This window comes from Lysinibacillus sp. FSL R7-0073, assembly GCF_038009065.1.
In the GTDB taxonomy this organism is placed as follows: domain Bacteria; phylum Bacillota; class Bacilli; order Bacillales_A; family Planococcaceae; genus Lysinibacillus; species Lysinibacillus fusiformis.
Map to the genome: position 1 here is coordinate 727,273 of NZ_JBBPAS010000001.1, position 25,908 is coordinate 753,180.

The 25,908-nt window shown below is 32.6% G+C and carries 26 protein-coding genes and 1 pseudogene; all 27 read left to right on the forward strand.

Features of this window, described 5'->3' with window-relative positions; translation table 11 throughout:
* Positions 1-269: 269 nt before the first annotated feature.
* Entirely contained in the window at positions 270-611 is a 342-nt protein-coding gene (locus MKY88_RS03435; protein ID WP_328203265.1) for a hypothetical protein, read from the forward strand.
* Positions 612-639: 28 nt separating this feature from the next.
* On the forward strand, positions 640-1,659 hold the full coding sequence (locus MKY88_RS03440; protein ID WP_328203263.1) for an acylneuraminate cytidylyltransferase family protein: 1,020 nt from the start codon (positions 640-642) through the stop codon (positions 1,657-1,659).
* 2 nt (positions 1,660-1,661) lie between these two features.
* Positions 1,662-3,152, forward strand: a complete 1,491-nt coding sequence (locus tag MKY88_RS03445; RefSeq protein WP_328203260.1) for an N-acetylneuraminate synthase family protein — start codon at positions 1,662-1,664, stop codon at positions 3,150-3,152.
* Between the two features lie 31 nt (positions 3,153-3,183).
* Positions 3,184-5,202 carry a sulfatase-like hydrolase/transferase gene (locus tag MKY88_RS03450; RefSeq protein WP_328203259.1) on the forward strand — a complete coding sequence of 673 codons (2,019 nt, stop codon included), beginning with the start codon at positions 3,184-3,186 and terminating at the stop codon, positions 5,200-5,202.
* A 161-nt stretch (positions 5,203-5,363) separates the two neighbouring features.
* Positions 5,364-6,959, forward strand: coding sequence for a phosphoenolpyruvate mutase (gene aepX, locus MKY88_RS03455; RefSeq protein WP_328203257.1), 1,596 nt, complete (start codon positions 5,364-5,366; stop codon positions 6,957-6,959).
* A complete protein-coding gene (aepY, locus tag MKY88_RS03460) occupies positions 6,959-8,092 on the forward strand; it encodes a phosphonopyruvate decarboxylase (protein WP_328203255.1) in 1,134 nt (377 codons plus the stop codon). The genes aepX and aepY overlap by 1 nt, the downstream gene beginning before the upstream one ends.
* Before the next feature lies 1 nt (position 8,093).
* Positions 8,094-8,813, forward strand: a complete 720-nt coding sequence (locus MKY88_RS03465) for a phosphocholine cytidylyltransferase family protein (protein WP_328203254.1) — start codon at positions 8,094-8,096, stop codon at positions 8,811-8,813.
* Entirely contained in the window at positions 8,800-9,927 is a 1,128-nt protein-coding gene (locus MKY88_RS03470) for a phosphonoacetaldehyde reductase (protein ID WP_328203252.1), read from the forward strand. Before MKY88_RS03465 ends, MKY88_RS03470 begins: the two co-directional genes overlap by 14 nt.
* 256 nt (positions 9,928-10,183) lie before the next feature.
* The gene (locus MKY88_RS03475; protein WP_328203250.1) at positions 10,184-12,364 is read left to right on the forward strand and encodes a hypothetical protein; all 2,181 of its coding nucleotides are present in this window, start codon (positions 10,184-10,186) and stop codon (positions 12,362-12,364) included.
* A 54-nt stretch (positions 12,365-12,418) separates the two neighbouring features.
* Positions 12,419-13,023: pseudogene (locus MKY88_RS03480) on the forward strand (sugar phosphate nucleotidyltransferase); the annotation flags it as partial.
* 122 nt (positions 13,024-13,145) lie between these two features.
* Positions 13,146-14,255 carry a DegT/DnrJ/EryC1/StrS family aminotransferase gene (locus tag MKY88_RS03485; RefSeq protein WP_328203247.1) on the forward strand — a complete coding sequence of 370 codons (1,110 nt, stop codon included), beginning with the start codon at positions 13,146-13,148 and terminating at the stop codon, positions 14,253-14,255.
* Positions 14,256-14,258: 3 nt separating this feature from the next.
* A complete protein-coding gene (locus MKY88_RS03490; protein WP_328203246.1) occupies positions 14,259-14,894 on the forward strand; it encodes a NeuD/PglB/VioB family sugar acetyltransferase in 636 nt (211 codons plus the stop codon).
* Between the two features lie 24 nt (positions 14,895-14,918).
* Complete coding sequence (locus MKY88_RS03495; RefSeq protein ID WP_328203244.1) at positions 14,919-15,140, forward strand: acyl carrier protein; 222 nt, start codon at positions 14,919-14,921, stop codon at positions 15,138-15,140.
* Positions 15,141-15,246: 106 nt separating this feature from the next.
* On the forward strand, positions 15,247-16,302 hold the full coding sequence (locus MKY88_RS03500; protein WP_340813009.1) for a 3-oxoacyl-ACP synthase III family protein: 1,056 nt from the start codon (positions 15,247-15,249) through the stop codon (positions 16,300-16,302).
* Complete coding sequence (locus MKY88_RS03505) at positions 16,292-17,035, forward strand: SDR family NAD(P)-dependent oxidoreductase (protein ID WP_328203240.1); 744 nt, start codon at positions 16,292-16,294, stop codon at positions 17,033-17,035. Before MKY88_RS03500 ends, MKY88_RS03505 begins: the two co-directional genes overlap by 11 nt.
* A gap of 26 nt (positions 17,036-17,061) precedes the next feature.
* Positions 17,062-18,117 (forward strand): 3-oxoacyl-ACP synthase III family protein, encoded by a 1,056-nt coding sequence (locus tag MKY88_RS03510; protein ID WP_340813010.1) that lies wholly within the window; start codon positions 17,062-17,064, stop codon positions 18,115-18,117.
* A complete protein-coding gene (locus tag MKY88_RS03515; protein WP_328203236.1) occupies positions 18,107-18,871 on the forward strand; it encodes an SDR family NAD(P)-dependent oxidoreductase in 765 nt (254 codons plus the stop codon). The genes MKY88_RS03510 and MKY88_RS03515 overlap by 11 nt, the downstream gene beginning before the upstream one ends.
* Positions 18,868-19,728, forward strand: a complete 861-nt coding sequence (locus MKY88_RS03520) for an AAC(3) family N-acetyltransferase (protein ID WP_328203234.1) — start codon at positions 18,868-18,870, stop codon at positions 19,726-19,728. The genes MKY88_RS03515 and MKY88_RS03520 overlap by 4 nt, the downstream gene beginning before the upstream one ends.
* A gap of 65 nt (positions 19,729-19,793) precedes the next feature.
* Positions 19,794-21,320: an amino acid adenylation domain-containing protein gene (locus MKY88_RS03525; protein ID WP_328203232.1), complete on the forward strand. Its 1,527-nt coding sequence runs from the start codon at positions 19,794-19,796 to the stop codon at positions 21,318-21,320.
* A complete protein-coding gene (locus tag MKY88_RS03530; RefSeq protein ID WP_340813011.1) occupies positions 21,313-22,194 on the forward strand; it encodes a formyltransferase family protein in 882 nt (293 codons plus the stop codon). Before MKY88_RS03525 ends, MKY88_RS03530 begins: the two co-directional genes overlap by 8 nt.
* The gene (locus tag MKY88_RS03535) at positions 22,187-22,417 is read left to right on the forward strand and encodes an acyl carrier protein (protein ID WP_328203228.1); all 231 of its coding nucleotides are present in this window, start codon (positions 22,187-22,189) and stop codon (positions 22,415-22,417) included. The genes MKY88_RS03530 and MKY88_RS03535 overlap by 8 nt, the downstream gene beginning before the upstream one ends.
* A complete protein-coding gene (locus MKY88_RS03540; protein ID WP_328203225.1) occupies positions 22,414-23,487 on the forward strand; it encodes a 3-oxoacyl-ACP synthase III family protein in 1,074 nt (357 codons plus the stop codon). Before MKY88_RS03535 ends, MKY88_RS03540 begins: the two co-directional genes overlap by 4 nt.
* Positions 23,462-24,145 carry an MBL fold metallo-hydrolase gene (locus tag MKY88_RS03545; protein WP_328203223.1) on the forward strand — a complete coding sequence of 228 codons (684 nt, stop codon included), beginning with the start codon at positions 23,462-23,464 and terminating at the stop codon, positions 24,143-24,145. Before MKY88_RS03540 ends, MKY88_RS03545 begins: the two co-directional genes overlap by 26 nt.
* Positions 24,146-24,151: 6 nt before the next feature.
* Complete coding sequence (locus MKY88_RS03550) at positions 24,152-24,682, forward strand: 4'-phosphopantetheinyl transferase family protein (protein ID WP_328203220.1); 531 nt, start codon at positions 24,152-24,154, stop codon at positions 24,680-24,682.
* On the forward strand, positions 24,675-24,863 hold the full coding sequence (locus MKY88_RS03555; protein ID WP_340813012.1) for a hypothetical protein: 189 nt from the start codon (positions 24,675-24,677) through the stop codon (positions 24,861-24,863). Before MKY88_RS03550 ends, MKY88_RS03555 begins: the two co-directional genes overlap by 8 nt.
* A 239-nt stretch (positions 24,864-25,102) precedes the next feature.
* Complete coding sequence (locus tag MKY88_RS03560; protein ID WP_340813013.1) at positions 25,103-25,258, forward strand: hypothetical protein; 156 nt, start codon at positions 25,103-25,105, stop codon at positions 25,256-25,258.
* A gap of 252 nt (positions 25,259-25,510) precedes the next feature.
* Positions 25,511-25,906 carry a flagellar protein FlaG gene (locus MKY88_RS03565; protein WP_328203217.1) on the forward strand — a complete coding sequence of 132 codons (396 nt, stop codon included), beginning with the start codon at positions 25,511-25,513 and terminating at the stop codon, positions 25,904-25,906.
* Positions 25,907-25,908 lie beyond the last annotated feature (2 nt).

A 25,908-nucleotide genomic window follows, 5' to 3' on the forward strand; every position in this document is an offset into this window, starting at 1 on the left:
TCAACAATTAAAAACAGCCCGATTTATTCAGTATAATTGTAGCGTCTAAAATGAAGTTCTAACCGATTCGGTGGAATGTCTCAAAACTATTTAAAAGTAGAGGTACTTTTTATAAAATATGTTTTGGTATGGCTTTATGTGAGCAGTTTAAGCTTTTGAACAATGTGATGGATGAAATTGTTTCAAAGCACTGTAAAATCAACCTGATTTAACCGATATTAAAAATAGTAGTATAAATATTTTTTAGCAGATAAGGGGTTAGGATAAGAATGCAAGAAGTTATTCAAGAGTCAATGGAAAGTTATAATGAATATATTCGAAATGTGATTCCAGGAACAGTGTCCATTGCAAATAAATTACGTATGGATGAAGCCAAAGAAGCACTAAGTATGATTTCTGATTTTACAGAAGGGGTCATTTGGATGAGTGATATTAATGAAAAACTGAAGGGGCTGGGCTATAGCGTAGAGCTAAATATTAACGATATTCAGGAGTATCTTGAAGAAATAAATGAAGGATTACAAAATCAAGATTTTATTTTAGTTGCAGATATGTTTGAATATGAAATTTCCACATTTTTCGAACAATTAGAGTTATATGAAGTAAAGTAAGACACTTTTTTTACAGGAGAGATATTGAATGAAGGTTTTAGCTATTATTCCTGCGCGCTCAGGCTCGAAAGGTTTGCCCCATAAAAATATAAAAGTATTAAATGGTCAACCATTACTTACATATTCTATTCAGCATGCACTAAATTCTCAATTAATCAATCGAGTAATTGTAAGTACTGATAGCGAGGAATATGCAAAAATTTCTAAGCAATATGGTGCTGAGGTTCCGTTCATTAGACCTGAAAAAATTGCAGGGGATTTTGCTTTAGATATTGAAACTTTCGAACATGCCTTGAACTATTTAGAGGAAACTGAAGGTTATGTTCCTGATATCGTGGTTCATCTCCGTCCAACTTTTCCTATCCGTAATATAGAAGATATTGATACAATGATAAGCATGTTAATTAATGATAAGCAGGCAGATTCAGTTAGATGCATAGCGCCGGTGAAAGAAACACCATATAAAATGTGGCGCAAAGATGAAGCAGGTGTGTTACAACCATTATTAAATGACATTGAAGAAGCCTATAATATGCCACGTCAAGGACTTCCTAAAGTGTATTATCAAAATGCTTGTGTTGATGTAATCCGTCCAGACATAATTAAAAATAAAAAATCGATGACAGGTGAAGTTATACTAGGGTACGAAATGACTGCTAACTATGATATTGATACAGAACAGGATTTTATTAAGGCTGAGCAGTATATAAAATTGACAAATCAAAAAAACCGCTTTGTTATTGATATTGATGGTGTAATTGCCCAATATCGTGCAGATTTAAACTATGAAAATGCTAGACCGAATTCAAAAATGATCGAAACAATCAATTACTTATATGAAAAAGGAAACGAAATCATCTTATTTACAGCGCGTGGATATGTGACAAACAAAGATTGGCGAGCCGTAACAGAAGCACATTTGAGCGAGTGGAATGTAAAATACCATGAGCTGCATTTTGGTAAACCAAATGCAGATTTTTATATTGATGATAAGATGTTCGACATGTTTGAACTATTGAGACAATTTTCTAAAGACGGGAATGAATAATTGTGAGTATTTTTAAAGACTTAATCATTTTTGAAATGGCAAATAGTCATCAAGGAAGTGTAGAGCATGGTATAAATATTATAAAAGAAATGGGTAAAATTGCTCGGAAATATAATATAAATGCAGCAGTGAAATTACAATATAGAGATATCGATAGTTTTATTCACCCTGATTTTAAACAGCGTAAAGATGTTAAGCATATTCCTCGTTTTATGGATACAAAACTTACATTTGAGCAATTTTGTGAGTTAGTTGAAGCTGTAAGAAAAGAAGGGCTTATTTCAATGAGTACACCTTTTGATGAACAAGGAGTAAAATGGTGTATTGAACAAGGGTTAGACGTTATTAAAATTGCAAGTTGTAGTGCGATGGACTGGCCTTTGTTAGAAGAGGTAGTGAAGTCTGGTAAACCACTAATTGTATCTACAGGTGGAAAAACGATTACTGATATTGATAAAATCTATAATTTTTTTACACATCGCCACTGTGAATTTTCATTACTACACTGTGTTGCAGAATATCCGGCGCCATTTGAACGTTTACAATTAGATTTTATTGATCGTATGAAAAAACGTTATCGTGATATTCCAATAGGTTATTCAGGACATGAAAATCCAGATGATAATATTGTCTCTATGCTTACAGTAGCAAAGGGTGCAACCATTTTTGAACGCCATGTTGGTTTGCCAACAGATACGATTTCATTAAATTCGTATTCCATGAATCCAGAACAAGCAGGTCGATGGGTAAAATCTATTGTAGAAGCAAAAGATATGTGTTCTTTAAAAAAGGAAAATACGAAATATATTAGTCAAGAAGAAATTGAATCACTAGATTCTCTTATGCGCGGCGTATATTTAAAGCATTCCATTCAAGAAGGGGACTCAATTAGTCTGGAGGATGTGTTTTTTGCGATGCCTATTCAAGAAGGACAAATGAGTAGTAGTGACTTTTTTGAGGGGCTTATTGCTACAAAAGATTATGAAGTCAACGCACCCTTGAAAGAAAAGAAATATGTTTCAGATGTCAAAAGTGCTCGGAGCGTCATTCACGATGCAAAAGGTATGCTTTTTGAGGCAGGTATTGCATTAGGAACTGATTTTGAGGTGGAATTATCGCACCATTATGGAATGAAAAATTTCCGGCAAACAGGCGCAATTATTATTAATATTGTAAACCGTGAGTATTGTAAAAAATTAATAATTGTTCTACCTGGGCAAAAGCATCCTCGTCATCTCCATAAAGTAAAAGAGGAAACATTCCAACTTTTATATGGTGACTTAGACGTTGAAATTAATGGTCAAAAAAATTCTATGAAGCCAGGAGATATGAAAACAGTGTTTCGTGGTCAAATTCATTCTTTCTCTTCAAAAGCAGGTGCCATTTTTGAAGAGATTTCAACAACGCATGTAAAAGGTGATTCATATTATCAGGATAAAATGATTGCTAAGTTAGATTTGATGGAACGAAAGACCATTATTAAAGAATGGTAAAGATAATTTTGTTATTGTGAGGCTAATTTAAATGAAAGTTATTATTGAAGAAATAACTGATTTAAAAAATTTATATAATGAAATTGGGCAATTAATCAAGCAAAATAAATTTCAGAACGCATTAGATAAACTTGTTGCTCAAGAAAATAAAACTGAAAAATACTTTGTTTTATTAAGTCAAATTTCAATTAAACAAAAAAAATACGCGGAAGCTAGACAAATCCTAGAGAATGGGTTAACAACATATATAAATTCTCACATATTGTATAAATTATTATACGAAGTTTTATGGGAGCTTCAAGAATATGAACAGGCGGTTTATGTATTAGCTCGTTCATATAGATTGAACTTTTCTGAAGAAGAAGGAAATAATATTGTCGAACTATTAAAGGGCTTAGTGGAGAGAGTATTTGATTTGTTAGGCGATAAGAAAGCTACTGAAATTATTAAAAAGTCACAACTAATTTTGGGTGAAGGCGACGAACGAGCATATCCAATAGATAAAAATTTTAAAAGTTGGATAAATAGATGCTTAATTGATAAGAATAAGCAGCAATATAAAGTTAATTTGTATAAAGGTTACAATGCTGAAAATGTATCTGAAGAGGGAAGGTTTTACCTTAAAACTGAAACAATTCGAGGGAAGAGTCACAGATATTGTAAGGTAAATCTAATAGAAAATTGCATTATTCCAATTTCTGCAGACCTAAATGAATCGTCGCTAGAAGTGATAAAAGATAAATCACAAAAGTTTGAACTGACTAAGCGACAATTGCAAAGACAGCGTATAAATTATTTAAACTTCAGTAAAGGCGAATATGTTATTAAGAGTAAAAATGATTTTTTTATGGGGATGCCTATACTAAAGTCTAACAAGCAAAAGAAAAAACATATTATCAATCTTTATATTGATGGTCTTTCACAAGTTTTTTTGGAAGAGAATGGGTTGGAAGTGTTGATGCCGAATACGGCCAGATTTTTTAAAGATGGTTACTACAATCAAAACTGTTATACGACGAGTGATTGGACTTATCCAAGTGTCACGAGTATTTATACAGGTAAAACATTAATGAATCATAAAGTATATCACCCTGATATTAATATAGAAATTAATAAAAAAGGGGATATGGCTACCAATTACTTCAAAGAGGCAGGTTTCTTTACTTGTCAAATTAATAATAATTGGCGTATTACACCGAGCAGTGGTTACATAGAGGGTTTTGATCGAACAGTCTATCAAAATTTCCGTGGTGGATTTGCGATAGCTGAAGTTATTGGGGAAACGATTGAACATATGTCTGCTTTTCCTGATAACGAACATTTTATCTGGGTGGGCATTGAGGACTTACATGATATTGCTGATGGATTCAATCATGATTTGTATCAACAAACGCATTTAACACTTGAGGAACGGCTGTTAAATGAAATGGCCGAAGTATCAGTGAATGCGGAATATGGAGAAGACAAATTAATTAAATATAAAAATCAACTTAACAGAATTGATATATATTTAGAGTCTCTTTATCACTATTTAAATGAGAATTATAAAAATGATGATGTATATGTTAGCATAATTTCAGACCATGGTCAGGGCTATATTGAAGAAACACCTGAATTCTTGAGTGAAGGAAGAAGAAGAGTCCCTTTTATGTTGAAAGGACCAAATGTTCCAAATAAAAATAGCCAGGAGTTAATGTCAATTACTGATTATTTCCCTAATATCTCAAAAGTCACTGGTTATGGCTATGATTTAAATGCGACGGATGCTGTAATTTTAAAAGATTTTGGCGGAGAAGGTCGAGAAATCGCAATTACAGAAACATTACATCCGAAAAATCCTTATCGAATTACGATTACAGATGATGAGCATATCTTTAGATTGAAAACAATAAAAGACACTGAAATGAATGGTTTGATTCATTTTGATGAAATAGAAGTACAATTACTCGATAAGCAAAGTATGAAAAATATTGTAGAAAATTATGAGAAAAAAACTCAGCAATATATAGATTTTGTGTTTAATCGTATAAGACATTATTTATCTATTTAAAGAACTGCCAGTAGACAATTTGTTTACTGGCAGTAATTCATAACTATATTTTTAGTTAAAGTGAAAAAGTAAATTATAAGAAATTAATTATACGAGAGAAATGAAAATTTTACATGAATTGAAAAAAATGTATTCAAATTCACAATAGAAGGGACATTAATATGAAGAAAACAACTCAACTTAAAAATATGTTACTTTCTAATAAAATAGAGTTCTTAATGGAAGCACATAACGGTCTTTCGGCAAAAATTGTCGAAAATGCAGGTTTTAAAGGAATATGGGCAAGTGGCTTATCTATTTCTGCTGCATTAGGCGTTCGTGATAACAATGAAGCTTCATGGACACAAGTATTAGAAGTTATTGAATTTATGAGTGATGCAACGTCGATTCCAATTTTATTAGACGGTGACACTGGCTACGGTAATTTCAATAATATGCGCCGTCTCGTAAAAAAATTAGAACAGCGTGGTATTGCGGGGGTTTGTATTGAGGATAAACTATTCCCGAAAACAAACTCATTTATTAATGGTGAAGCACAGCCATTAGCAGATATCGATGAATTTTGCGGTAAAATTCAGGCAGCCAAAGATGCAGCTACAGATCCAGACTTCGTTGTCGTTGCACGTGTAGAAGCGTTTATTGCGGGGTGGGGAGTAGAGGAAGCACTAAAACGTGCAGAGGCGTACCGTCAAGCGGGAGCAGATGCCATTTTAATGCATAGTAAGCGTTCTGATGCTATAGAAATTAAAGCATTTATGGAAGCTTGGAATAATCGTCACCCAGTAATTATTGTACCAACAAAATATTATTCTACACCAACAACACATTTTAGTGAGTGGGGTGTGAGTGCGGTTATTTGGGCGAACCATAACGTACGTGCAGCGATTACAGCAATGGAAGAAACGACAAAACGAATTTTTGAGGATCAAAGTTTGATAAACGTTGAAGGGAATGTCGCAACTGTAAGTCATATTTTTGATTTACAGGGAGCTAATGAGCTTAAAGAAGCGGAAAAACGTTATCTTCCAACTTACGGTCAAGATTTAAAGGCAATTATTTTAGCAGCTTCAAAAGGCGAAGGATTTGATGAGCTGACACGAGAAATTCCTAAAACATTACTAACTGTAAATAATAAGCCAATACTGAATCATTTAATTGAAGGATTTAATACAGCTGGTATAAAGGATATAACAGTTGTTCGTGGTTTTGGGAAAGATAAGTTCAAGCAGTCATCTATTCATTTTGTTGACAACGATCAGCATGAAATAACAAAGGAAGTATATTCTTTACAATTAGCATTAGAGAATAGTAGTGGCCACACGATTATTTCATATGGCGATATATTATTTAAACAATATGTGTTAAATGAACTATTAATATCTGATGCCGATGTAACGATTATTGTTGATGCAGATATCGAGGAAACTAATGATTATACAGACTTCGTTGTAACGACAGAAAATTATAATAGAAATAAATTTGAACAACGGGTAAATTTAATTAAAATGTCATCTGAATTACAGTCGCAAGAGGCACAAGGTGAATTTATCGGACTATGTAAATTATCTGAGATAGGTCTACAGAAGTTTAAAGAGACAATTCATGAACTTACAACAGAGACACCACTTGAGCAACTTCGATTGAATGAAGTATTCACTAAGCTAACTGAAAAAATTGATGTTAAAGTGAAGTATATTAAGGGTTCATGGACAGATGTAGATAATTTATTAGATTTACAAAAAGCAGGTGATATTTAATGCTATCGATGGAAGTGTTTGGTGATAAATTGGAGGAATTTGGATTTAATTTTTTTAGTGGTGTACCCTGCTCCTTTTTAAAGCCAATGATTAATTATGCGATTAATAAAAATCAATTTGTGATGGCAGCCAATGAGGGGGATGCGGTTGCAATTGCAGCCGGTGCTTATTTAGGTGGTCAAAAAAGTATTTTTCTATGCCAAAACTCAGGTTTAACAAATGCTGTTTCACCACTAACCTCTTTAAATTATACATTTGAAATTCCTGTTTTGGGCTTTGTTAGCTTGCGTGGAGAACCAGGTGTAGCCGATGAACCACAGCATGAACTGATGGGTACAATTACGGATAAGCTATTAGATGTTATGCAAGTAGAAAATACAGTTCTTTCTACTGAATTTGAGGAAGCGATTGAGCAATTAGCATATGCCAATAAAGTAATAGAAGCTGGCAAATCATTTTTCTTTATCGTGCGCAAAAATACATTTGATTCTTTAAAATTAACAGAACAAGCAACAGTTGAAAAATTAGTAACGAAAGTGAGTTTCAGCGCTACTAAGGAGCAAAGTATAAAGCGTTTAGATGTTTTAAACAATTTGCAACAGAAAATTGATAATGATACCCTGCTATTAGCAACTACAGGTGTGACTGGTCGTGAATTATTCGAACTTCAAGACCAAGACAACCAATTTTATATGGTTGGTTCAATGGGGTGTATTAGTTCTGTTGGTTTAGGGTTGGCAATGGTACAACCAAATAAAAAAGTTGTCGTTATTGATGGGGATGGTTCTTTACTGATGAGAATGGGTTCGTTAACTACTAACTCCTATTATGCACCGAATAATCTGTATCATTTACTATTAGATAACGGTGTTCATGAATCAACAGGGGGACAAAAGACAGTATCCTCTAAAGTAGATTTTATGAAAATTGTGGAAGGGGCAAACTATCCGCAAATTGATGAGTTAAAAGATGTAACAGATCTTCAAAATGCGCTAGATAAATGGTATGTTAACCCAAAATTATCGTTTGGCTATATGAAAATCGAAAAAGGGACAAAGGATAATTTAGGCAGACCAACTGTTACACCTGTGCAAGTGAAAGAGCGGGTAATGACATTATTAAAGGGGCAATAATATGAAAACAGCTGTGATTGTAGCGGCAGGTCTTTCGAGTCGCTTGTATCCATTAACTGAAACGACACCGAAATGTTTGTTGCCTATTACAAATGAAAAGATTTTAGAAAGAAATTTACGCCTACTAAAGGCAAATGGAATCGAAAATATTTTTATTGTGACCGGGTACTTAAAGCATATGATTGAAGAAGTAGCAGGTGAGATGGCAACAACGATTTATAATCCATATTTTAAATATTGTAATAATATGGGTTCTTTATATTGTATGAAGAACCTTCTTCAAGAGACACCCTTTATTTATTTACATGGAGATGTTGTATATAGTGAAAAGCTACTTCCGACATTTTTACAAGGGATGGAATCGTCAAATGCGATTGATTTAGCTATAGATTTTAATGAAGTTGATGAAGAAGCGATGAAGGTACGAATCAATGCCAATAATGAATTAATTGAATCAAATAAAGAAATCTCTTTAACTGAAAGTGCGGGTGAATGGATTGGCTTAGCTGCAATTCATAAGCCATATACGGTATTTAATTATATTGAAGAAGCACTAGTAGACGAAAAACTTACAGTATATGATACGTATGCCTTTACGAATATGGCAAGAGACGGTCATAAAATCAAGTGCCACTCAATTCAGGGAGAACCTTGGTCAGAAATTGATTTCATCAAAGATTATGAAAAAGCAAAGGAATTGTTTGCACATGAATCAATATAAGAATCCAGTTCAAATTGAATTTGGACGAGGTGCGATTGAGTTTTTACCTCGCTTTATTCAAAAACGCAGTGCATTACTTATAACGTCGCAAGGTTTTGTTAAACGTGGCGTAGTGGAGCGACTACAAAAGAATAATAGTGAAATAACCCAATTGATTGCAAATATTCAACCTAATCCAACGATTGAACAATTAAAGGATATTAGGACTACCCTAGATTATGAAAAATTTGATGTAATTGTTGCTTTAGGTGGTGGTAGTGTCATTGATGCTGCTAAAGCGATTGCCCCTTTTAAAAAGGAAGATAAGTTGGAATTATTATCATTATTGGAAAATGGTTTAACTTCAGATATAAATGTGAAGCCGATTATTGCAATTCCTACAACGGCAGGGACGGGATCAGAAGTTACTATGTGGGGAACTGTTTGGGATGATAAGAATAAAAAGAAGTATTCGATATCAGATGAACGCCTTTATTGTGAAGTAGCGATTTTGGATGTAGAACTTCATCTATCCATACCAGCCGAAATCACGCTTCAAACAGGATTAGATGCACTGTCCCATAGTCTTGAAGCAATTTGGAATAAAAATAGTAATCAGACTTCAAATTTATATGCGGTTCAAGCAGCGAAAACAATAATAGATGTATTACCTAAATTAATGAGTGATTTATCGAATTTAGAGTTTCGTGAACAAATGTTGATAGCTTCATATCGTGCAGGGCTGGCCTTTTCTAATACGCAAACAGCGATTGCCCATGCAATGTCCTATTATATGACTTTAGAAAAAGGAATTCCTCATGGGATTGCGGCAAGTTTTACGTTGCCGGCTATAACGAAGGTAGCAATGTCTAATCCGGCAATTTCGAATATTCTTGTGGGAATATTCGGTGATAATCCTAGTGAATTTCTTTATAAGTTATTAACACAATTAAAAATTACTTCGGTCTCTCAAGATTATCAACTTTCACAAGAGGATTGGGGAAAAATTTTAGCCTCACTAAGCTCTACAGTTCGATCTAAGAATAGCATGGTGGAGTCAAGCAGGGTTGTAAAACTTTTAATGCAAGAGAGTGTAATGAAAAGTAATAGAATTGGAAAGGCTACAATTAACTAAAACAATTCTTCTCAGGTTGATAATAAAATAAAGTATTACCAACCTGAAGGGCGTGTACCTTATCATTAAGAGATGATGATAAAAAATAGCCTTTATATAAACTATATGAATACGTACTATTTAGGGGCTAAAATAGCTGGTGCAGAATATTATGAGTCTAATAAAATCGCTTTTGATAATGTACCAACACAGGGGTTTAGTCATATTTTTTAACCACTAAAAGGTGGAATGAGCCACATTTATAGAGGGAGCGTTTATGGAAAAAAAAGAAGCATTATTTATATTTACTAAGAAAACTTCTAGTAAATTGAAAGCTGTAAAAAATCTAAAAAAGGGCTTTAAAGAAAATAATATTAAGTTTCACGAAATAGTTGACATTAAAAGGAATATAAATATTTTAACTCTTCAACAGGAGTTAGAGGATCAGGGAATCAATGTGCTAAATATTGATTTAATAACGGATAACTTAGAATTATTAATTTGTAGTTTTAGGATTTATAATAATCATTTTAGAAATTTCATTTATTTATTCAATTATGAAAAGAGCAATGAAGAGAGAGAGGCTATATTAGTTCATAAAGATCTTTTTGAATTTAAAGGAATTGAAAGTGAAAAGATAAATAAGAAGATTTATGTTAATTTAAATAGTGAAAACTATATTGATTTAATGGGAGAAATGATACCATATTTAGATTATATTTCATTTATTGGAAATTATAAAACTGAAGATTTTTTTGATAATGAAAAAATATCGAATAAATTATATTGGTTAAATGAAAAGGATAATATTTTTATCGATTTCGAAAAGGAACAAACCCAAGAAATCTATCTATATGAAAATAGAATAAATGAATTTGAAAGGTTGGGGAAATATAAGTTTGAAAGCGATATAGAAATTGCTTCATATTATGCGCTACATATCATCAATAAAAATGAAATTGAAAATTTTGTGAAAACGATGAAGGAGTTGCAGGGAACATTTAATGATGTTGGGTTTAAACAATTTTTACTAAACTTTATTGAGTTGCTAGATGAAAAAATATCTAACGCTGAAGTGAAAACAGTAATTTATCAATTATTATTTGATTATTCTAGCGACTTCCATGAAATTATATATAGGAAAATAATGCATTATATATATTCAGGGAAATTGAATTGGGATAAATGGAAAAGTTTAATTATAATGTTTTATGCATTTAATTTTGGTGGGAAGTTAAAATTAAGTGATGATGTTTATAAAACAACAAAAGAAGTTAATATTTCAATTGGTGAAATTATAGAAAAAAATCTTAATCTACCTAAAACTGTTAAATTAGAGAGCGATAGTAAAAAGGTTGTTATTTTAATAGATCAATTACTTAGCTTAAAACATTCACCAACACATGTTTTAAAAGTTATAGTAGAAATGCTATTAAATAAGTCTGATTATGAATATCATATTATTGTTGAAGAAAATATGATTCTTTCTAGGGAAGAATATGTATTAAGAATGATTAGCTATTTGGGGAACGAATCGACACATGCTATCGAGATATTTAAGCAATTAATTGATGAAGATCGAGTAAAAATACATTTAGCAAACAAAGAACTTAGTATAATACCAAGAGTTCAATGGATTGTTGAAAAGGTCTTTGAGATAAAGCCACAATTAGTCTTTTCTTTATCCTACTACTCTACTGCACAAAATATTTTGTATAATTATTATCCAGTTTTAAATTTTTCATTTGGTCATGAATATTTACCAGCAAAGGCGCACTTGTATTTATATAAAAATGAGCAGCGTGCTAAAACACTTGCTGAACAATTCAAAGATAGTGTCAATATAGATTATTATATTCAACCTCCAATTATTATTCCAAGAACGACAACCTATAAGAGAGAAGAATTTGGGTATAGGTCAGATGATTATATTATTATTACTTCAGGTAATCGAATTGAAAAAGAAATTGATAATGCTCTTATTGATGAAATGAAAGTAGTTTTAAAAGAAAATAGGAATTTTAAATGGTTATTAGTAGGATCAAATATACCCCCCTATATGTTAAAAACATTTGATGAAACTATGATGCTACAACAAGTTAAGCATATACCTTATGCAGAAGATTTAATTGCCATCAATGAAATTTGTGATATCAGTATAAATCCAAATCGCATAGGTGGCGGTTATTGTGTAGCAAGCTGTTTGGGAGTTGGAGTGCCGGTACTGATGTGTAAATTTGAATCGGATGGGTTAGTGTTTATTGGAGAGGAAAACTCTATAGACGGTAATTATAGTGACTTGGTAAAACAGTTGATATATTTATCTAATCAACCAAAAGAAAGAAAAGAGTTAGCTGATAGGCAGTTTCAAATTACAAAACAAATAAGTAATGTAGAGGATTCTGAAAAATTACTTGAGTATTTTGATGAAACGAAAAGAATTTTTCTGAGAAAATAGTGCTGTTATTAAAGGAATGCCTCCTACCTTAAAAGACATTTTTGAGATGATAATATGAAGGTCATTTTAGCTGGTGGAAGTGGCACACGTCTTTACCCATTAACCAAATCTATTACAAAACAAATTTCACCGATCTAAGATAAGCTGATGATTAACTACCCTTTATCAGTGTTAATGCTAGCAGATGAATCACGATGGGGACTTTCAATTCAATATTCGGTACAAGAACAACCTAGAGGGTTAGCCGATGCATTTATAGTTGGAGAGGATTTCATTGCAAAGGCCTCAGTTCGTTTAATATTGGGAGATAACATTTTCTATGGAAAAGGTTTTACCATTTTACCCAGTTCTACAGCAATAGAAGACGGTGCATTCGTTTTTGGTTATAGATGTAATGGTCCCGGCAGGATTTGGAGTGGTTGAATTTGATGAGAAAAATAAGGCTATTTCTATATAGAAGAAAACTGTATTTTTCCGATAATAATGTTGTATCAATTGCGAAAAATATCAAACCATCTATTCGAGAAGAATTAGAAATTACTGATATTAATAATGAATATTTAAAACGTGGGCAACTAAATGTTCAATTTTTAGGGCGTGGTTTCGATTGGTTGGATACAGGGACATTTGAAAGTTTATTAGATGCAGGTCAATTATTGCGCTAAATAATGGATGGATAACTAAAGTGGACTTAGTGGTGGAAACAGAAAATAATTCTTATCACCAATATGTAAAGCAATTAAAAAATAGTTAATTTGTATATTTAAAGGAAGTGAATAAAATGATTCAAGTAACACAGCCTTTTCTACCACCTAAAGCCGAATACGAAAAATATTTAGGTGATATTTGGCAGGACAAGTGGCTAACTAACAATGGTCAATATGTTCGAGCACTTGAAAAAGAGTTGATAAATCACTTAGATGTTACAAATCTAAAATATTTAACAAATGGTACACTTGCTCTACAATTGGCGATTAAAGCGTTAGATTTAAAAGGAGAAATCATTACAACACCATTCTCATTTGTGGCAACTACAACGTCAATTATTTGGGGAAATTGTACACCTGTATTTGTGGATATTGAACCTCTAACATTAACAATTGATGTTGAAAAAATTGAAGCAGCAATTACAGAAAAAACCACTGCGATAATGCCAACCCATGTGTATGGTATTCCATGCGATGTAGAAGCAATTGAGAAGATCGCAAAAAAACATAGCCTTAAAGTTATTTATGATGGGGCACATGCATTCGGTGTAAAATATAAAGGGCAATCCATTTTTAATTATGGAGATATTTCTACTTATAGCTTCCACGCGACGAAAGTATTTCATACGGTAGAAGGTGGCGGAATTACTTGTAATGGCGACCCAGAACTTATTAACAAGGTAGAATTGCTACGCAGTTATGGTTTTAGGGGAAATGACTTTTATTTGGCTGGTATTAATGCGAAAGGTACCGAATTTCATGCTGCAATGGGACTTTGTAATTTAAACTATATCGATTCAAATTTTAATAAGCGTAAAACGATTAGCGAATTATATAATTCACTTTTACCTAAGGAAATTCAGTTAATTAACATAAGACAATATGTTGAGTACAATTATGCATACTATCCAATTCTGTTGAAAAACGAGGAACAATTAACAGAAGTAATTGAGAGATTAGCTAAAGGTGATATACATACTAGGCGTTATTTTTACCCTTCTTTAAATAAATTACCTTATATTTTAGGTGAATATAAGTGTTCGATTTCAGAGGATATTTCAAAACGAGTACTATGTTTACCTATATATGCCGATTTAGAAATTGAAGAAGTAAAAAGAATAGCAGGTTTAGTAAATTCGATAGTTTCATATAAGATATCAAATAGTAGCTATGTAGGAGACTAAGAGATGAAAGATTTAATTATAGTCGGTGCTGGTGGTTTTGGTAGAGAGCTTTTGAGCTATGCTTTAGATATTGAAAGAGGAGGCATGGTAGAGTGGAAAGTTAAAGGGTTTATCAATGATATACTAGGTGCACTGGATAATTATGAGATAAACTATCCAATTTTAGGCCCTATTAATGGACATATCGTGCAAGAAAATGCTGTTTATATTTGTGCTATTGGAGATAGCAAAGCGAGGTTATCAATAGGGCGTGAACTTCAATTAAAAGGAGCCAAGTTCATTAATCTGATTCATTCAAGTGTAACAATAAGAGAACGCATTGAGATGGGAGTAGGAAATATATTTTGTCCTTACTCAGGGGTGAATCCAGATGTGAAGTTCGGGGATTTTGTTTTAGTTAATGGTGGTTCTTGGTTTGGACATGATTGCATAATAGAAGACGGTGTGACAGTAAGTAGTAATTGTGATATTACTGGAAACTGTATTTTAGAAGAAGGTGTATTTTTAGGTACAAGATCTGTAATAATACCTAAGCGAAAAATTGGTAAATATGCTAAAATAAGCGCAGGAGCCGTCGTTTTTACTCATGTGAAACCCGAAAGAACAATGATTGGAAATCCAGCTAAAATTTTGAAATAGCAGTATAGAATAGGAGAATAGAAAATGACAGAACTAGAAAAATTATCAATGTTAGAGGAAATGCTTGAAGTAGATGAAGGTTCTCTAACTCCAGAAACAATATTAGTGGATTTAGAGGAATGGGATAGTATCGCAATCATTTCATTTATTGCTTTACTTGATGATGAATTCGAAAAAGCAATCAAAGGTTCAGAAATTAAAGAATTTAAAACTGTTGCAGATGCACTAGTTACAATGGGAGCATAATAAGAAAGTAGAAGTGTACTTATTAACCTAAATAAGTGCACTTTTTTATAGTAAATAAACGAATTACAGTAGTATCGAAATTAAATCTAAAGGTAGGTTGATAGTTGTGGCGATAGCAACTTTTAATAATGTTCAAGTGAGTGGAATTGCAAGTGCAGTACCTCAAAATGTTAGATATATCATGGATTTTAAAGGAGAGTTAGAAGAAGCAGAGATAAAAAAATTCACGAAAACAACAGGGGTAGAAAAATATCATTATACGTCAGAAAAGCAGACAACTTCTGATTTATGTTATGTAGCTGCTGAAAAATTAATTGCACATAAACAAATTGAAAAGGACAGTATTGACGCCATTATATTTTTGTCGCAATCTCCAGATTATATTATGCCTGCAACTTCACATGTATTACATAAACGATTAGGTTTGACACAAAATTGTATTGCTTTTGATGTGAACTTAGGGTGTTCAGGTTATGTATATGGGTTGTATTTAGCTGCAACGCTATTACAAAAAGGATCAATAAAACGTGTACTTTTCCTAGCAGGTGACACAGGAGGATATAATCCCGAATTAAAGGCAAAGGATAAAATGTTATTTGGTGATGCGGGAACAGCTACTTTAATTGAGGCTGGTCAGGATGAAATTCAATGTTTATTAAAGTCAGATGGCGCGGGTTATGGCGCAATTATTTCGCCTAAAGGGTCACATAGAAATCCTATTAAGGAACCTCTAAATTATTTTGAAGACATTAAGGGAGAAATGCACGGCGATCAAGTATTTGAATTTACGATTTCAGAAATTCCGAAGGCATTTAAAGAGTTTTTTGAAATCTATGGTGGAGAAATTAATGATTATGATTATTGTGTATTCCATCAGGCAAATCGTTTCATGTTAAAGCATATTGCAAAGAAAATAAAGTTACCAACAGAAAAAATGCCAATTTCAATTGATCGTTATGGAAATACAAGTAGTGCATCTATTCCACTAGGGATTGCCGATATTTGTGAAACGCAGGAAGTGCCAGAAAGATTAAAATTAATTACTTCTGGATTTGGTATTGGACTATCGTGGGGAGTAATGAATTTTGAAGTGAACAAGTCAGATGTATTACCAATAATTTATACAGATGCCTATTATAAGGAGGCTTATAGTGGACAATAACGTAATTCTTAATCCTCTTGAACTTACAAATAAAAAAATCCTTGTAACAGGTGCTTCTTCAGGTATAGGCCGAGCAATTGCAAAATCATTAGCTGAATTGGGTGCGAAAATTGTGCTAATCGGAAGGGATGAGAGACGCTTAAACGAAACGTTAACATCTCTAAAGGGAGGGGATCATTTTATTATTTCGGGAGACTTATGTGATCAAGGAATAATTAAAATGATTTATGAAAAGGCAGTTGAAGATGGTATTAAGCTTGATGGATTAGTTCATAGTGCTGGTGTAATACCGACAATTCCATTGCAACAATTAAAGCGTGAGAAATTACGCCAAGTTATGGATGTTAACTATTATGCTTTTATTGAAATGGTTAAACATTATGAAAAGAAAAAGTATTCAAATGGCGGTAGTATTGTAGCGATTTCGTCTATAGCAAGTGTACAGCCTGAAAAGTGCCAAACGATTTACTCAGCGTCTAAAGCCGCCATGAATGCTTCAGTTCAAGCTCTGGCTCATGAGCTGGCAATGAAAAATATTAGAATAAATGCGTTATTACCTGGTATGACTGATACTGAAATTGTAGTTGGAGCCACAGAACAATTAATTAATCAACAATTTTTAGGCTTAATAAATCCCTCTGATGTTGGATTAGCAACAGCCTTTTTATTAAGTAACGCTTCAAAATATATGACTGGAAGAAATTTATATTATGATGCGGGTAGGTTTAGTTGAATCCAATTTTGAGGAGGCTATAAAACATGGCAACGGCTAACTTTAGTAATATTTGTATTTCTGGAATTGCTTGTGCAGTTCCAAAAAATGTTGTAGATAATGATACATACTCAAGTACACTCGGTGATTTAGAAGTGAAAAAATTTATTGAGAATACAGGTGTGAAAAAAAGATATGTATCTCATAGCAAACAGACAACATCAGATTTATGTTATGAAGCAGCAAGTAAGCTTTTAAAGCATAAAGAACATGATAGCGAAAGTATAGATGCGCTTATATTTATTTCTCAAACTCCAGATTATATTCAACCTGCAACATCCCATATACTTCAAAAAAGATTGGGGTTAGCTAAATCATGTATGTGCTTAGATGTGAATTTGGGATGCTCAGGTTATGTATACGGAATGTTTTTGGCATCAAGTTTAATTCAAAGTGGAGCTGTAGATAGAGTTTTATTATTAGTTGGAGATATTTTAAGAAAAAATCCAGTAACTGAAATTAAAGATCAAATGTTATTCGGTGATGCTGGATCAGCGACAATTGTTGAACGTGGTGAAAATACAGTTCAAGGTATTTTGAACGCGAATGGAGAAGGCTATACTAGTCTTATAACACCGGGAGCTGGGACAAGAAGGGTATTAAAAGAAGAAGAATCCTATTGGGAGATTACTAAACCTGAAATGGAAGGTTCAGAAGTTTTTGAGTTTACGATTAAAGAAATACCAAAAATCTTCAAGCAATTCTTCAATACTTTTGATAAACATATAGATGATTTTGACTATTGTATTTTGCATCAAGCAAATTTATTTATGCTGAAACATATAGGGAAAAAAATTAAAGTGCAACCAGAAAAATTACCAATCTCTATCGATCGATATGGTAATACTAATGGGGCCAGTATACCTATGACTATTGTTGATTTGTGTGATCTAGAAAATATTTCTAAAAACGTAAAATTAATATCATCAGGCTTTGGTATTGGTTTATCATGGGGAATAATTTCATTTGAGGTTGAAGGCAAAGATGTTTTACCGATGATTTATACAGATAACTATTATGAGGAGGCTTACCTTGGAAAATAATCAATTTAACCCATTAGATTTTTCAAACAAGAAAATACTAATTACTGGTGCCTCGTCCGGAATTGGTAGAGCAACAGCTATTTATTTGTCTAAACTAGGGGCACAATTAGTATTAAACGGACGCAATGAGAAAAGGCTGCAGGACACTGTATCAATGTTAAGTGGTCATTCACATAAAATAGTTGTGACAGATTTAGTTGAACAAGAAGATTTAACTGAAATGTTCAATGAAAGTAATAGTGATGGAATTAAACTAAATGGTTTAGTACATTGTGCAGGTATCCCGTCTGTAATGCCATTAAAAGGTCTAAGTAAAAAAAGGCTAGCAGAAGCAATGGAAACTAACTTTTTTACATTTATCGAGCTAGTAAGACAATATTCTAAAAAGAAGCATTCTAGTGGTGGGAGTATTGTAGGGATTTCATCTATTCTTTCTGTACAACCAAGAGCATACGAAACGGCGTATATTGGTTCAAAAGCGGCAGTGAATGCATCGATACATAGTTTAGCATTTGAATTAGCAAATAAAAATATTCGTATAAATGGCATAATTGCAGGTAACATTATGACTGAAATGGTACAAAAAACATTGGAAGAACACGGCAATGAAGAACATTTTCAAAATGTAGTAAATCGTTCTTTATTAGGAGTTGGACAACCAGATGATATCGCTAGTGTCTGTGCATTTTTATTAAGTGATATGTCTAAATTTATTACAGGAAGAAACCTTTATGCGGATGGAGGATTACTATGAAAAAAATTAAATTATTTAAAGATAATAATGGCATCTCGTATACAACAGAGGATATATTAAATAAATTAAAAGAAGTCGGTGCACATGAATGTGACTTATTATTTATTCATACAGATATTACATTCGGTACATTAGAATCAGGTATAAAGAGAAAAGAATATTTATCTTATTTATATGAAATATTAAAAGAGTTGAATGTAAAAACAATGGTATTTCCTACTTTTACATTTAGTTTTTGTAATAAGGAAATTTATGATGTGAATAATAGTAAAACGTATATGGGCGCCTTAAATGAGTATGTTCGTAAGCAGCCAGAGGCAATACGTTCTAAAGATCCATTGCTATCAATGATAGTTGTAGGCGAAAACAAACAGCTATTTGATAGTATCGGGAAAAGTTCTTTGGGAGTTAATAGTGGTTATGATATGGTACATAAACAGAAGAATGTAAAATTCTTGTTCTTTGGTGCCGAAATAGGCGAATGTTTCACTTATATTCACTATATGGAAGAAATTTTAAAAGTTCCATACAGATTTTCTATGCCTTTTGAAGGTGTAGTTGTAGATGCAGATGGGAATCAATATGAAGATCAGTATAGTTTATATGCATCTTGTGCGGGTGTAAAACCAGCGTGTTCATATTACTTTGGAGATTATTTATTTGAAAAAGGGATGTTAAAGAAGACTACTTTAGGAAATAATCCTATAACATGTATCTCAGAAGAAGATGCTTATAGAGAAATAAAAGAAAAAATAGAAAATAATGTTCATTATTTTTTGGAGCAACCATATAAGCAAGAAGATTTGATTTATGAATATACGAAAGGTAAAGATGGAGAGCGTATTATTTCTTGTTGATAATATGAAAATATACCAAGTGAATTTAGGAGATTATATTTTTATAGATTAAGGTGGAATGGAGAATGATTATTAATCTATTAGATTACTTTGAACGTGAAGTGGCGAAACAACCTAATAAAATAGCTATTAAAGAGGTAGAGCGTGAATTATCTTTCTATGAACTATCAGAACTTGCTAAAAAATACGCAACTCTTATTAAATATAGTTGTGATGGGGTTATTCGTAAGCCAGTAGCGGTTTTTTTAGATAAGCAAATTGAGTCAATAGTTGCTGATGTGGCGATTCTTTATGCAGGCAATGCTTATATGAATTTAGATGTTAAATCGCCTCAACAAAGAATAGCTAATATATTACAATTAATACAACCAGAACTCATCATAACAAATCAAAAATATATTGACCTATTAAATACTATTTGGCCAAATGAAAAAATCATTAATTTGGATGCCTTTGATTTTGATGAAATTCATTATTCCCAGAAACAAATTGATAAAACTTTGAGTGCAATTATTGACACAGATCCGTTATGTATTATTAATACATCTGGATCTACAGGAGTGCCTAAGGGTGTTGTACTAAACCACCGTAGCTTTATTGATTTTACAGAGTGGGCTATTGAAGAGACAGGGATAACTGAAAATGAAGTAATCGGAAGCTTGTCACCTCTAGTATTTGATATTTATAGCTTTGAATTATGTATGATGATGAGTTTAGGCAATCAGATTGTCATTGTACCGGAGGGGTTTTCTGCATTTCCTGTAAAGCTTTTGCAATTGCTTGAGCAGAACCTAGTATCATTTATCTTTTGGGTTCCTACGATAATGGTAAACATAGCTAATCTGAATTTATTAGAAAAAATACCTTTATCATATTTGAAATCCGTTTGGTTTGCAGGGGAAGTGTTCCCGACAAAACAATTGAATTATTGGCGAAAGTATCTTGGGAATGCAAAATTTATAAATTTATATGGTCCAATCGAAATCACATTAGACTGTACATACTATATTATTGATAGAGAACTACAGGATGATGAGCCTATACCAATTGGTCGAGCATGCAAAAATACAGATGTGTTTATACTCAATGAAGATAACAAACTGTGTGGAATCAATGAAGAAGGCGAACTTTGTGTAAGAGGGACTTCTCTAGCTATGGGGTATTATAATAATCCTGAAAAGACTGCTGTAGCATTTGTACAAAATCCATTAAATAATTCTTACCCAGAGCTTATTTATCGTACGGGAGATATTGCTTTAATAAATGAAAATGAAGAAATTATTTTTAAGGGCAGAAAAGACTCTTTAATTAAGCACTCAGGTTATCGCATTGAACTAGGAGAAATTGAACATGTAATTATTAATACATTAAATTTAGTGGAAAACGGTTGTGCTGTTTATGACTTTGACAAAAAGCAAATTAAATTTTATTTTGAATCTGATAAAACTATTACAGTTAAAGAATTTAGAGAAGCGTTAAGTAAAGTGTTCCCGAAATATATGTTCCCTAATAAATTTATCCAACTAGAAGAGCTGCCAAGAAATACAAATGGTAAAATTGATCGCTTAAAATTGAGGGAAGTTTATGATTAAAAGTGAGTTTGAACAAGTCGTTGTTATTGGGTCCGGAACAATGACTTCTGAATGTGTAAAAATTTTACAAAAAACAGGTCTACCAATAATAATGTATGACTCTAATTTTACTGAAATGTCTAAAATGAATAAATATTCAGGACTGAATGTGAGCTATATGGATGTAGATAAAGAAACTATATTTACCAAATTGTTAGAGACTACCAAAAAAAGTTTAGTTTGCTTAGTTGTCTGTAATTATTTGATTCCTACCGAAATAATTCGAAAAGAAAATTTATCTATAATAAATTATCATAATGCCCTTTTGCCAAATCATCGAGGGAGAAATGCGGAATCATGGGTATTGTACGAACAAGAGCCTTTAACTGGCGTTACTTGGCATTTTGTCGATAGAGGAATTGATACCGGCGATATAATTGCTCAAAAGGAAATAAAATTACATGAAACGATGACGGCACTTTCTTTATTAAAGTTACAAAATCAAATAGCATTAGATACGTTTAAAGCAATTATTGGCCCATTATTAGAAGAATGTGCTACACGATATAAGCAGCCGACTATTCATTCAAGTAAGCTACACTTATCAAAAAAAATCCCTAATGATGGATTTTTAGATTTTTCATGGGGCATCAATAAAATATGGGCTTTTATACGAGCCATGGATTATGGTGCTTTGCGTACTATGGGGCACCCTAAGGTAAAATATAATGAGAAGATTTACACATGGAGAAAAGCAACTTTACAAGATTATCATGAGGAATTACCGAATATCGTCTTTAATGAACAAGAAGACTATATTTTAATTAATAAAAATGGAAGAGCAATCAAATTAGATAGTATAAGGGAAGTAGGAGGTAATAGGAATAATGGATAAAATTTTATCGATTTTAGTAGATATTAAACCAGAATTTGATTTTAGCTCTAGTGAAGATTTTATTGTGGATGGGATGCTGGATTCTTTCGATATTGTGTCATTAGTAACCGAACTAGAAGAGAAATTTGATATTTTTATAGATGCATTGGACATACTACCAGAAAATTTCGGTAGCGTTGAGGCGATTACTAATGTAATACGTAAAAATGGAGGAACAGTATGAAAACCATTTTTAGAGGAAAGAAAATAACAGGCGTCTTAGGCATTCTTCCTCAAAATGGGATTAAATTTGAGGATGAAGTCCAAAATTATACTTTTCCTGAAAAACAAACTTTGCGCTTAAAAAAGATTATGGGCTATGACAAGCACCACACAGTAAAAAGCACTACATCTAGTTCGGATTTGTGTGTGTTTGGGTTGGAGTATCTGTTTGAAAATAATTTATTGACTAAAGAAGAGATTGGTGCGATTGTTGTGGTTACCTGCACACCAGATCACCTCATTCCACCTGTAAGTAATATTATTCAAGGACATTTTGATTTACCAAAGGATATTTTATGTATTGATATTAACCAAGGTTGTACAGCGTATTTATACGGATTAATGCAATCCTTTATGTTGCTAGAACATCTAGGTGATAAAAAAGTTGTCTTATTTACAACTGATACATTAAGTAAAAAGGTTTCTCCAAAGGATAGGAATAGCTATCCTTTAATTGGAGATGCTGCAGGTATTTCTATTCTCGAAAACGATAAAACTGCTAAAGATATTTATTTTCATTTCTACAATGATGGGAAAGGTAAAGATGCGTTAATTATTCCAGCAGGTGGCTCACGTTTAGCGTATTCGGCAGAAACAGCGTTTGAGAGAGACGAGGATCAAGACGGTAATTTACGAAGTTTAGATAATTTGAAGATGAACGGTTCAGAAGTTTTTACATTTGTGCAAACTGAGGTACCACCATTGATTGAAGAAATATTAGAAGTTAGTCAAAATACTAAAGATGATATTGATTGGTTTTTATTCCATCAACCCAATAAATTCATGTTAAAAAAACTAGCGGAGAAGTTAGAAATACCATATGGAAAAATGCCAATGAATATCGTTGAAAATTTTGGAAATTCTAGTGGTTCGACTATTCCTATTAATATGGTGTATAACTTAAATACAACGCTTCTTGAAAATAAATATAACTGTTGCTTATCTGCATTTGGATCTGGATTAACTTGGGGAGCTATGACAATAGAACTTGGAGGAATGGATTTTTGTGAAATGCTTGTTTCAGATTGCTAATAGTGAATTGTATAGTTATTCGTTTGCACCAATAGATTCTAAGATGTATATATGGCTTTCAGATACTCAAGTGATGGTTATAGATCCTGCTATTAACGACGAAGCAATGGAGTTATTAAATAAGTCTAATGTAGAAGAGCTTATAGTTATTTTAACACACGAGCACTATGATCATATTTCTGGTGTTAATTGGCTACGAAAGTCATTCAAATGTACTGTAATGGCAATTGAAGAGTGTGCAAATAATTTAGGTAATCCTAAAAAAAACGCTTCTGCCCATTTTACTACTTTGTTATCTTTTTCTTCTCAACAAATAAGAGAACAAGTTATTCATGTGGAGCCTTTTATATGCCAAGCTGATGAAATTTTTCAAGAGCCCTTTTATCTAGAATGGGGGAGGCATCGGATTGAAATCATTAAAACACCTGGGCATTCTGAAGGGAGTATTTGCCTGATTGTAGATAACAAATATGTTTTCACGGGTGATAGCTTAATAAAAGACAAACCTATCATTACAAGGCTTCCAGGTGGTAGCAAAAAGCAATACGAAGAAATTACATACCCTTTTTTAAAATCATTGTCGTCCAATATGATTATCTTCCCCGGGCATGGTGAGGCAGGATATTTACATGAATTTAAGTATTTGAGTAAGGATTGAATAGAGATGACAGCTATATTTTTATTGAAACATTCATCTAAAATATCATCCACACAATTTATTGAATATATTTTAAAATATAAATATGCAATGTCAGAAGAGCAAATACATATTCGAGTAGGTTCTTCAGGAAAGCCATTTCTACTAAATAATCAAGGTTTGCATTATAATGTTTCGCATACGAAAGGGGCAATTATTGCGATAGTTGCTTTGGAAAATGTAGGGATTGATATTGAGAGAGTGCGAAAATGGAATAGAAGAATTGTTGAAAAATTTTTTACGGAAAATGAGCAACGGTATATTTTATCCTCAGAAAGCGAGTATGTGCGTAATACTCGCTTTTTTGAAGTATGGACCAAAAAAGAAGCATTTTTGAAATGGTTAGGAACGGGTTTGGACGCTGAGTTAGATTCGTTCGATGTATTTGAACAGCCAAATATTGTTACATGGCATTATAGTGAATTTATCGTTAGCATATGTATGGAATCTAAGAATAGTATCAATGAAAATATAGTTACGATTGAAAATTTTGTTTAGAATGAAAGGGGAAATATGGGTAAAGTTACTATTATTTTTCCGGGCCGGATTATTACCTATTTCTGTAGCAGGAGTTGATACTGAAGCGTTTTTACGCGGATGGCTGCAAGTAGAAAACGATTTTTCAAGTGATGGGGTAACTAATAATGATGCTTATCAGTATGCTTTAGTACACTATTAGATATATAAACAGGGATACAGTGTAGAATTATTAGCCACCTTCCAACCATTCCTAAACAAGCTTCATTAATGGTGACGACTATTTGAAAAAAGTGATGGAAAAGAGCACAAAGGTTTATATCCTTCAACAGATTTACATGCGATTGGTTAGTTTATTCAAGATGGAGTTGTATCAAGATTCCAATTGTTTCGTATAATAAAGATGTCTGGAATTATTTAGTGGACGTTCTTTAGAGGAAGTTGAATGCAATATCCAAAGACGGTGTTGCACTTGCCCATGAAGAGGGAGGCGTGCCTGTTATTAAAATAGCATTGCCGAATCTTGATGCATATCAAGTTGGCTATTTGATGATGTTTTTTGTGGCGAGCTTACTTGAAATGAATCCATTTAATTAACCAAGGGTAGAGGCGTATAAAAAGAAAATGATTCAGTTATTGAAAGGCTCACGAGTACGATAAGATATATTCATTGATAGAATAAAAAGTGTATTTCAATTTAACTGACTCCTCTTTACCATACATAAGTAATCTTAAAAATAAGAATTTCAGTTTTTTTTTGATGATTCCCAGAAAAACTGAAATTCTTTTTTTTTAATCCGATATTATAAACAGAAAGCGCCTGTATTAGATTCAAGGAGGATGGAGAGCATGCGTATATCAAGCAATACGAATTTTGATGCTGCTACGGCAAAGCCAATCAACATGTCGAATTCACCTGTCACTGAGAACGTAGTGAAGCAAGGAAGTGAAACTACTAAAAAACAAATGACAGATGTAACCTCGACGATACAAGTTCAGCCTGCTGATAATATCGAAGAAACGAAGGCAAAGGTTCAAGAGGCAGTTAATAAGATGAATGAAATGCTGGAAGTGAATAATAGCGCCTCGAAATTTATGTATCATGAAGGCCTAGAACGTTATTATGTGACGGTAGTAAATCGTGATACAGATAAGGTAGTTAAAGAAATTCCGCCGAGAAAGCTTTTAGACGCATTTTATGAAATGCAAAAAATGCTTGGCATGATTGTAGATGAAAAAATTTAAAA

Excerpts from the sequence above, each read along its gene's own strand:
- MKY88_RS03435 (WP_328203265.1), top strand. The coding sequence starts at position 270 with ATGCAAGAAGTTATTCAAGAGTCAATGGAAAGTTATAATGAATATATT.
- MKY88_RS03440 (WP_328203263.1), top strand. The coding sequence starts at position 640 with ATGAAGGTTTTAGCTATTATTCCTGCGCGCTCAGGCTCGAAAGGTTTG.
- MKY88_RS03450 (WP_328203259.1), top strand. The coding sequence starts at position 3,184 with ATGAAAGTTATTATTGAAGAAATAACTGATTTAAAAAATTTATATAAT.
- aepX (WP_328203257.1), top strand. The coding sequence starts at position 5,364 with ATGAAGAAAACAACTCAACTTAAAAATATGTTACTTTCTAATAAAATA.
- aepY (WP_328203255.1), top strand. The coding sequence starts at position 6,959 with ATGCTATCGATGGAAGTGTTTGGTGATAAATTGGAGGAATTTGGATTT.
- MKY88_RS03465 (WP_328203254.1), top strand. The coding sequence starts at position 8,094 with ATGAAAACAGCTGTGATTGTAGCGGCAGGTCTTTCGAGTCGCTTGTAT.
- MKY88_RS03470 (WP_328203252.1), top strand. The coding sequence starts at position 8,800 with ATGAATCAATATAAGAATCCAGTTCAAATTGAATTTGGACGAGGTGCG.
- MKY88_RS03475 (WP_328203250.1), top strand. The coding sequence starts at position 10,184 with ATGGAAAAAAAAGAAGCATTATTTATATTTACTAAGAAAACTTCTAGT.
- MKY88_RS03485 (WP_328203247.1), top strand. The coding sequence starts at position 13,146 with ATGATTCAAGTAACACAGCCTTTTCTACCACCTAAAGCCGAATACGAA.
- MKY88_RS03490 (WP_328203246.1), top strand. The coding sequence starts at position 14,259 with ATGAAAGATTTAATTATAGTCGGTGCTGGTGGTTTTGGTAGAGAGCTT.
- MKY88_RS03495 (WP_328203244.1), top strand. The coding sequence starts at position 14,919 with ATGACAGAACTAGAAAAATTATCAATGTTAGAGGAAATGCTTGAAGTA.
- MKY88_RS03510 (WP_340813010.1), top strand. The coding sequence starts at position 17,062 with ATGGCAACGGCTAACTTTAGTAATATTTGTATTTCTGGAATTGCTTGT.
- MKY88_RS03520 (WP_328203234.1), top strand. The coding sequence starts at position 18,868 with ATGAAAAAAATTAAATTATTTAAAGATAATAATGGCATCTCGTATACA.
- MKY88_RS03525 (WP_328203232.1), top strand. The coding sequence starts at position 19,794 with ATGATTATTAATCTATTAGATTACTTTGAACGTGAAGTGGCGAAACAA.
- MKY88_RS03530 (WP_340813011.1), top strand. The coding sequence starts at position 21,313 with ATGATTAAAAGTGAGTTTGAACAAGTCGTTGTTATTGGGTCCGGAACA.
- MKY88_RS03535 (WP_328203228.1), top strand. The coding sequence starts at position 22,187 with ATGGATAAAATTTTATCGATTTTAGTAGATATTAAACCAGAATTTGAT.
- MKY88_RS03540 (WP_328203225.1), top strand. The coding sequence starts at position 22,414 with ATGAAAACCATTTTTAGAGGAAAGAAAATAACAGGCGTCTTAGGCATT.
- MKY88_RS03550 (WP_328203220.1), top strand. The coding sequence starts at position 24,152 with ATGACAGCTATATTTTTATTGAAACATTCATCTAAAATATCATCCACA.
- MKY88_RS03565 (WP_328203217.1), top strand. The coding sequence starts at position 25,511 with ATGCGTATATCAAGCAATACGAATTTTGATGCTGCTACGGCAAAGCCA.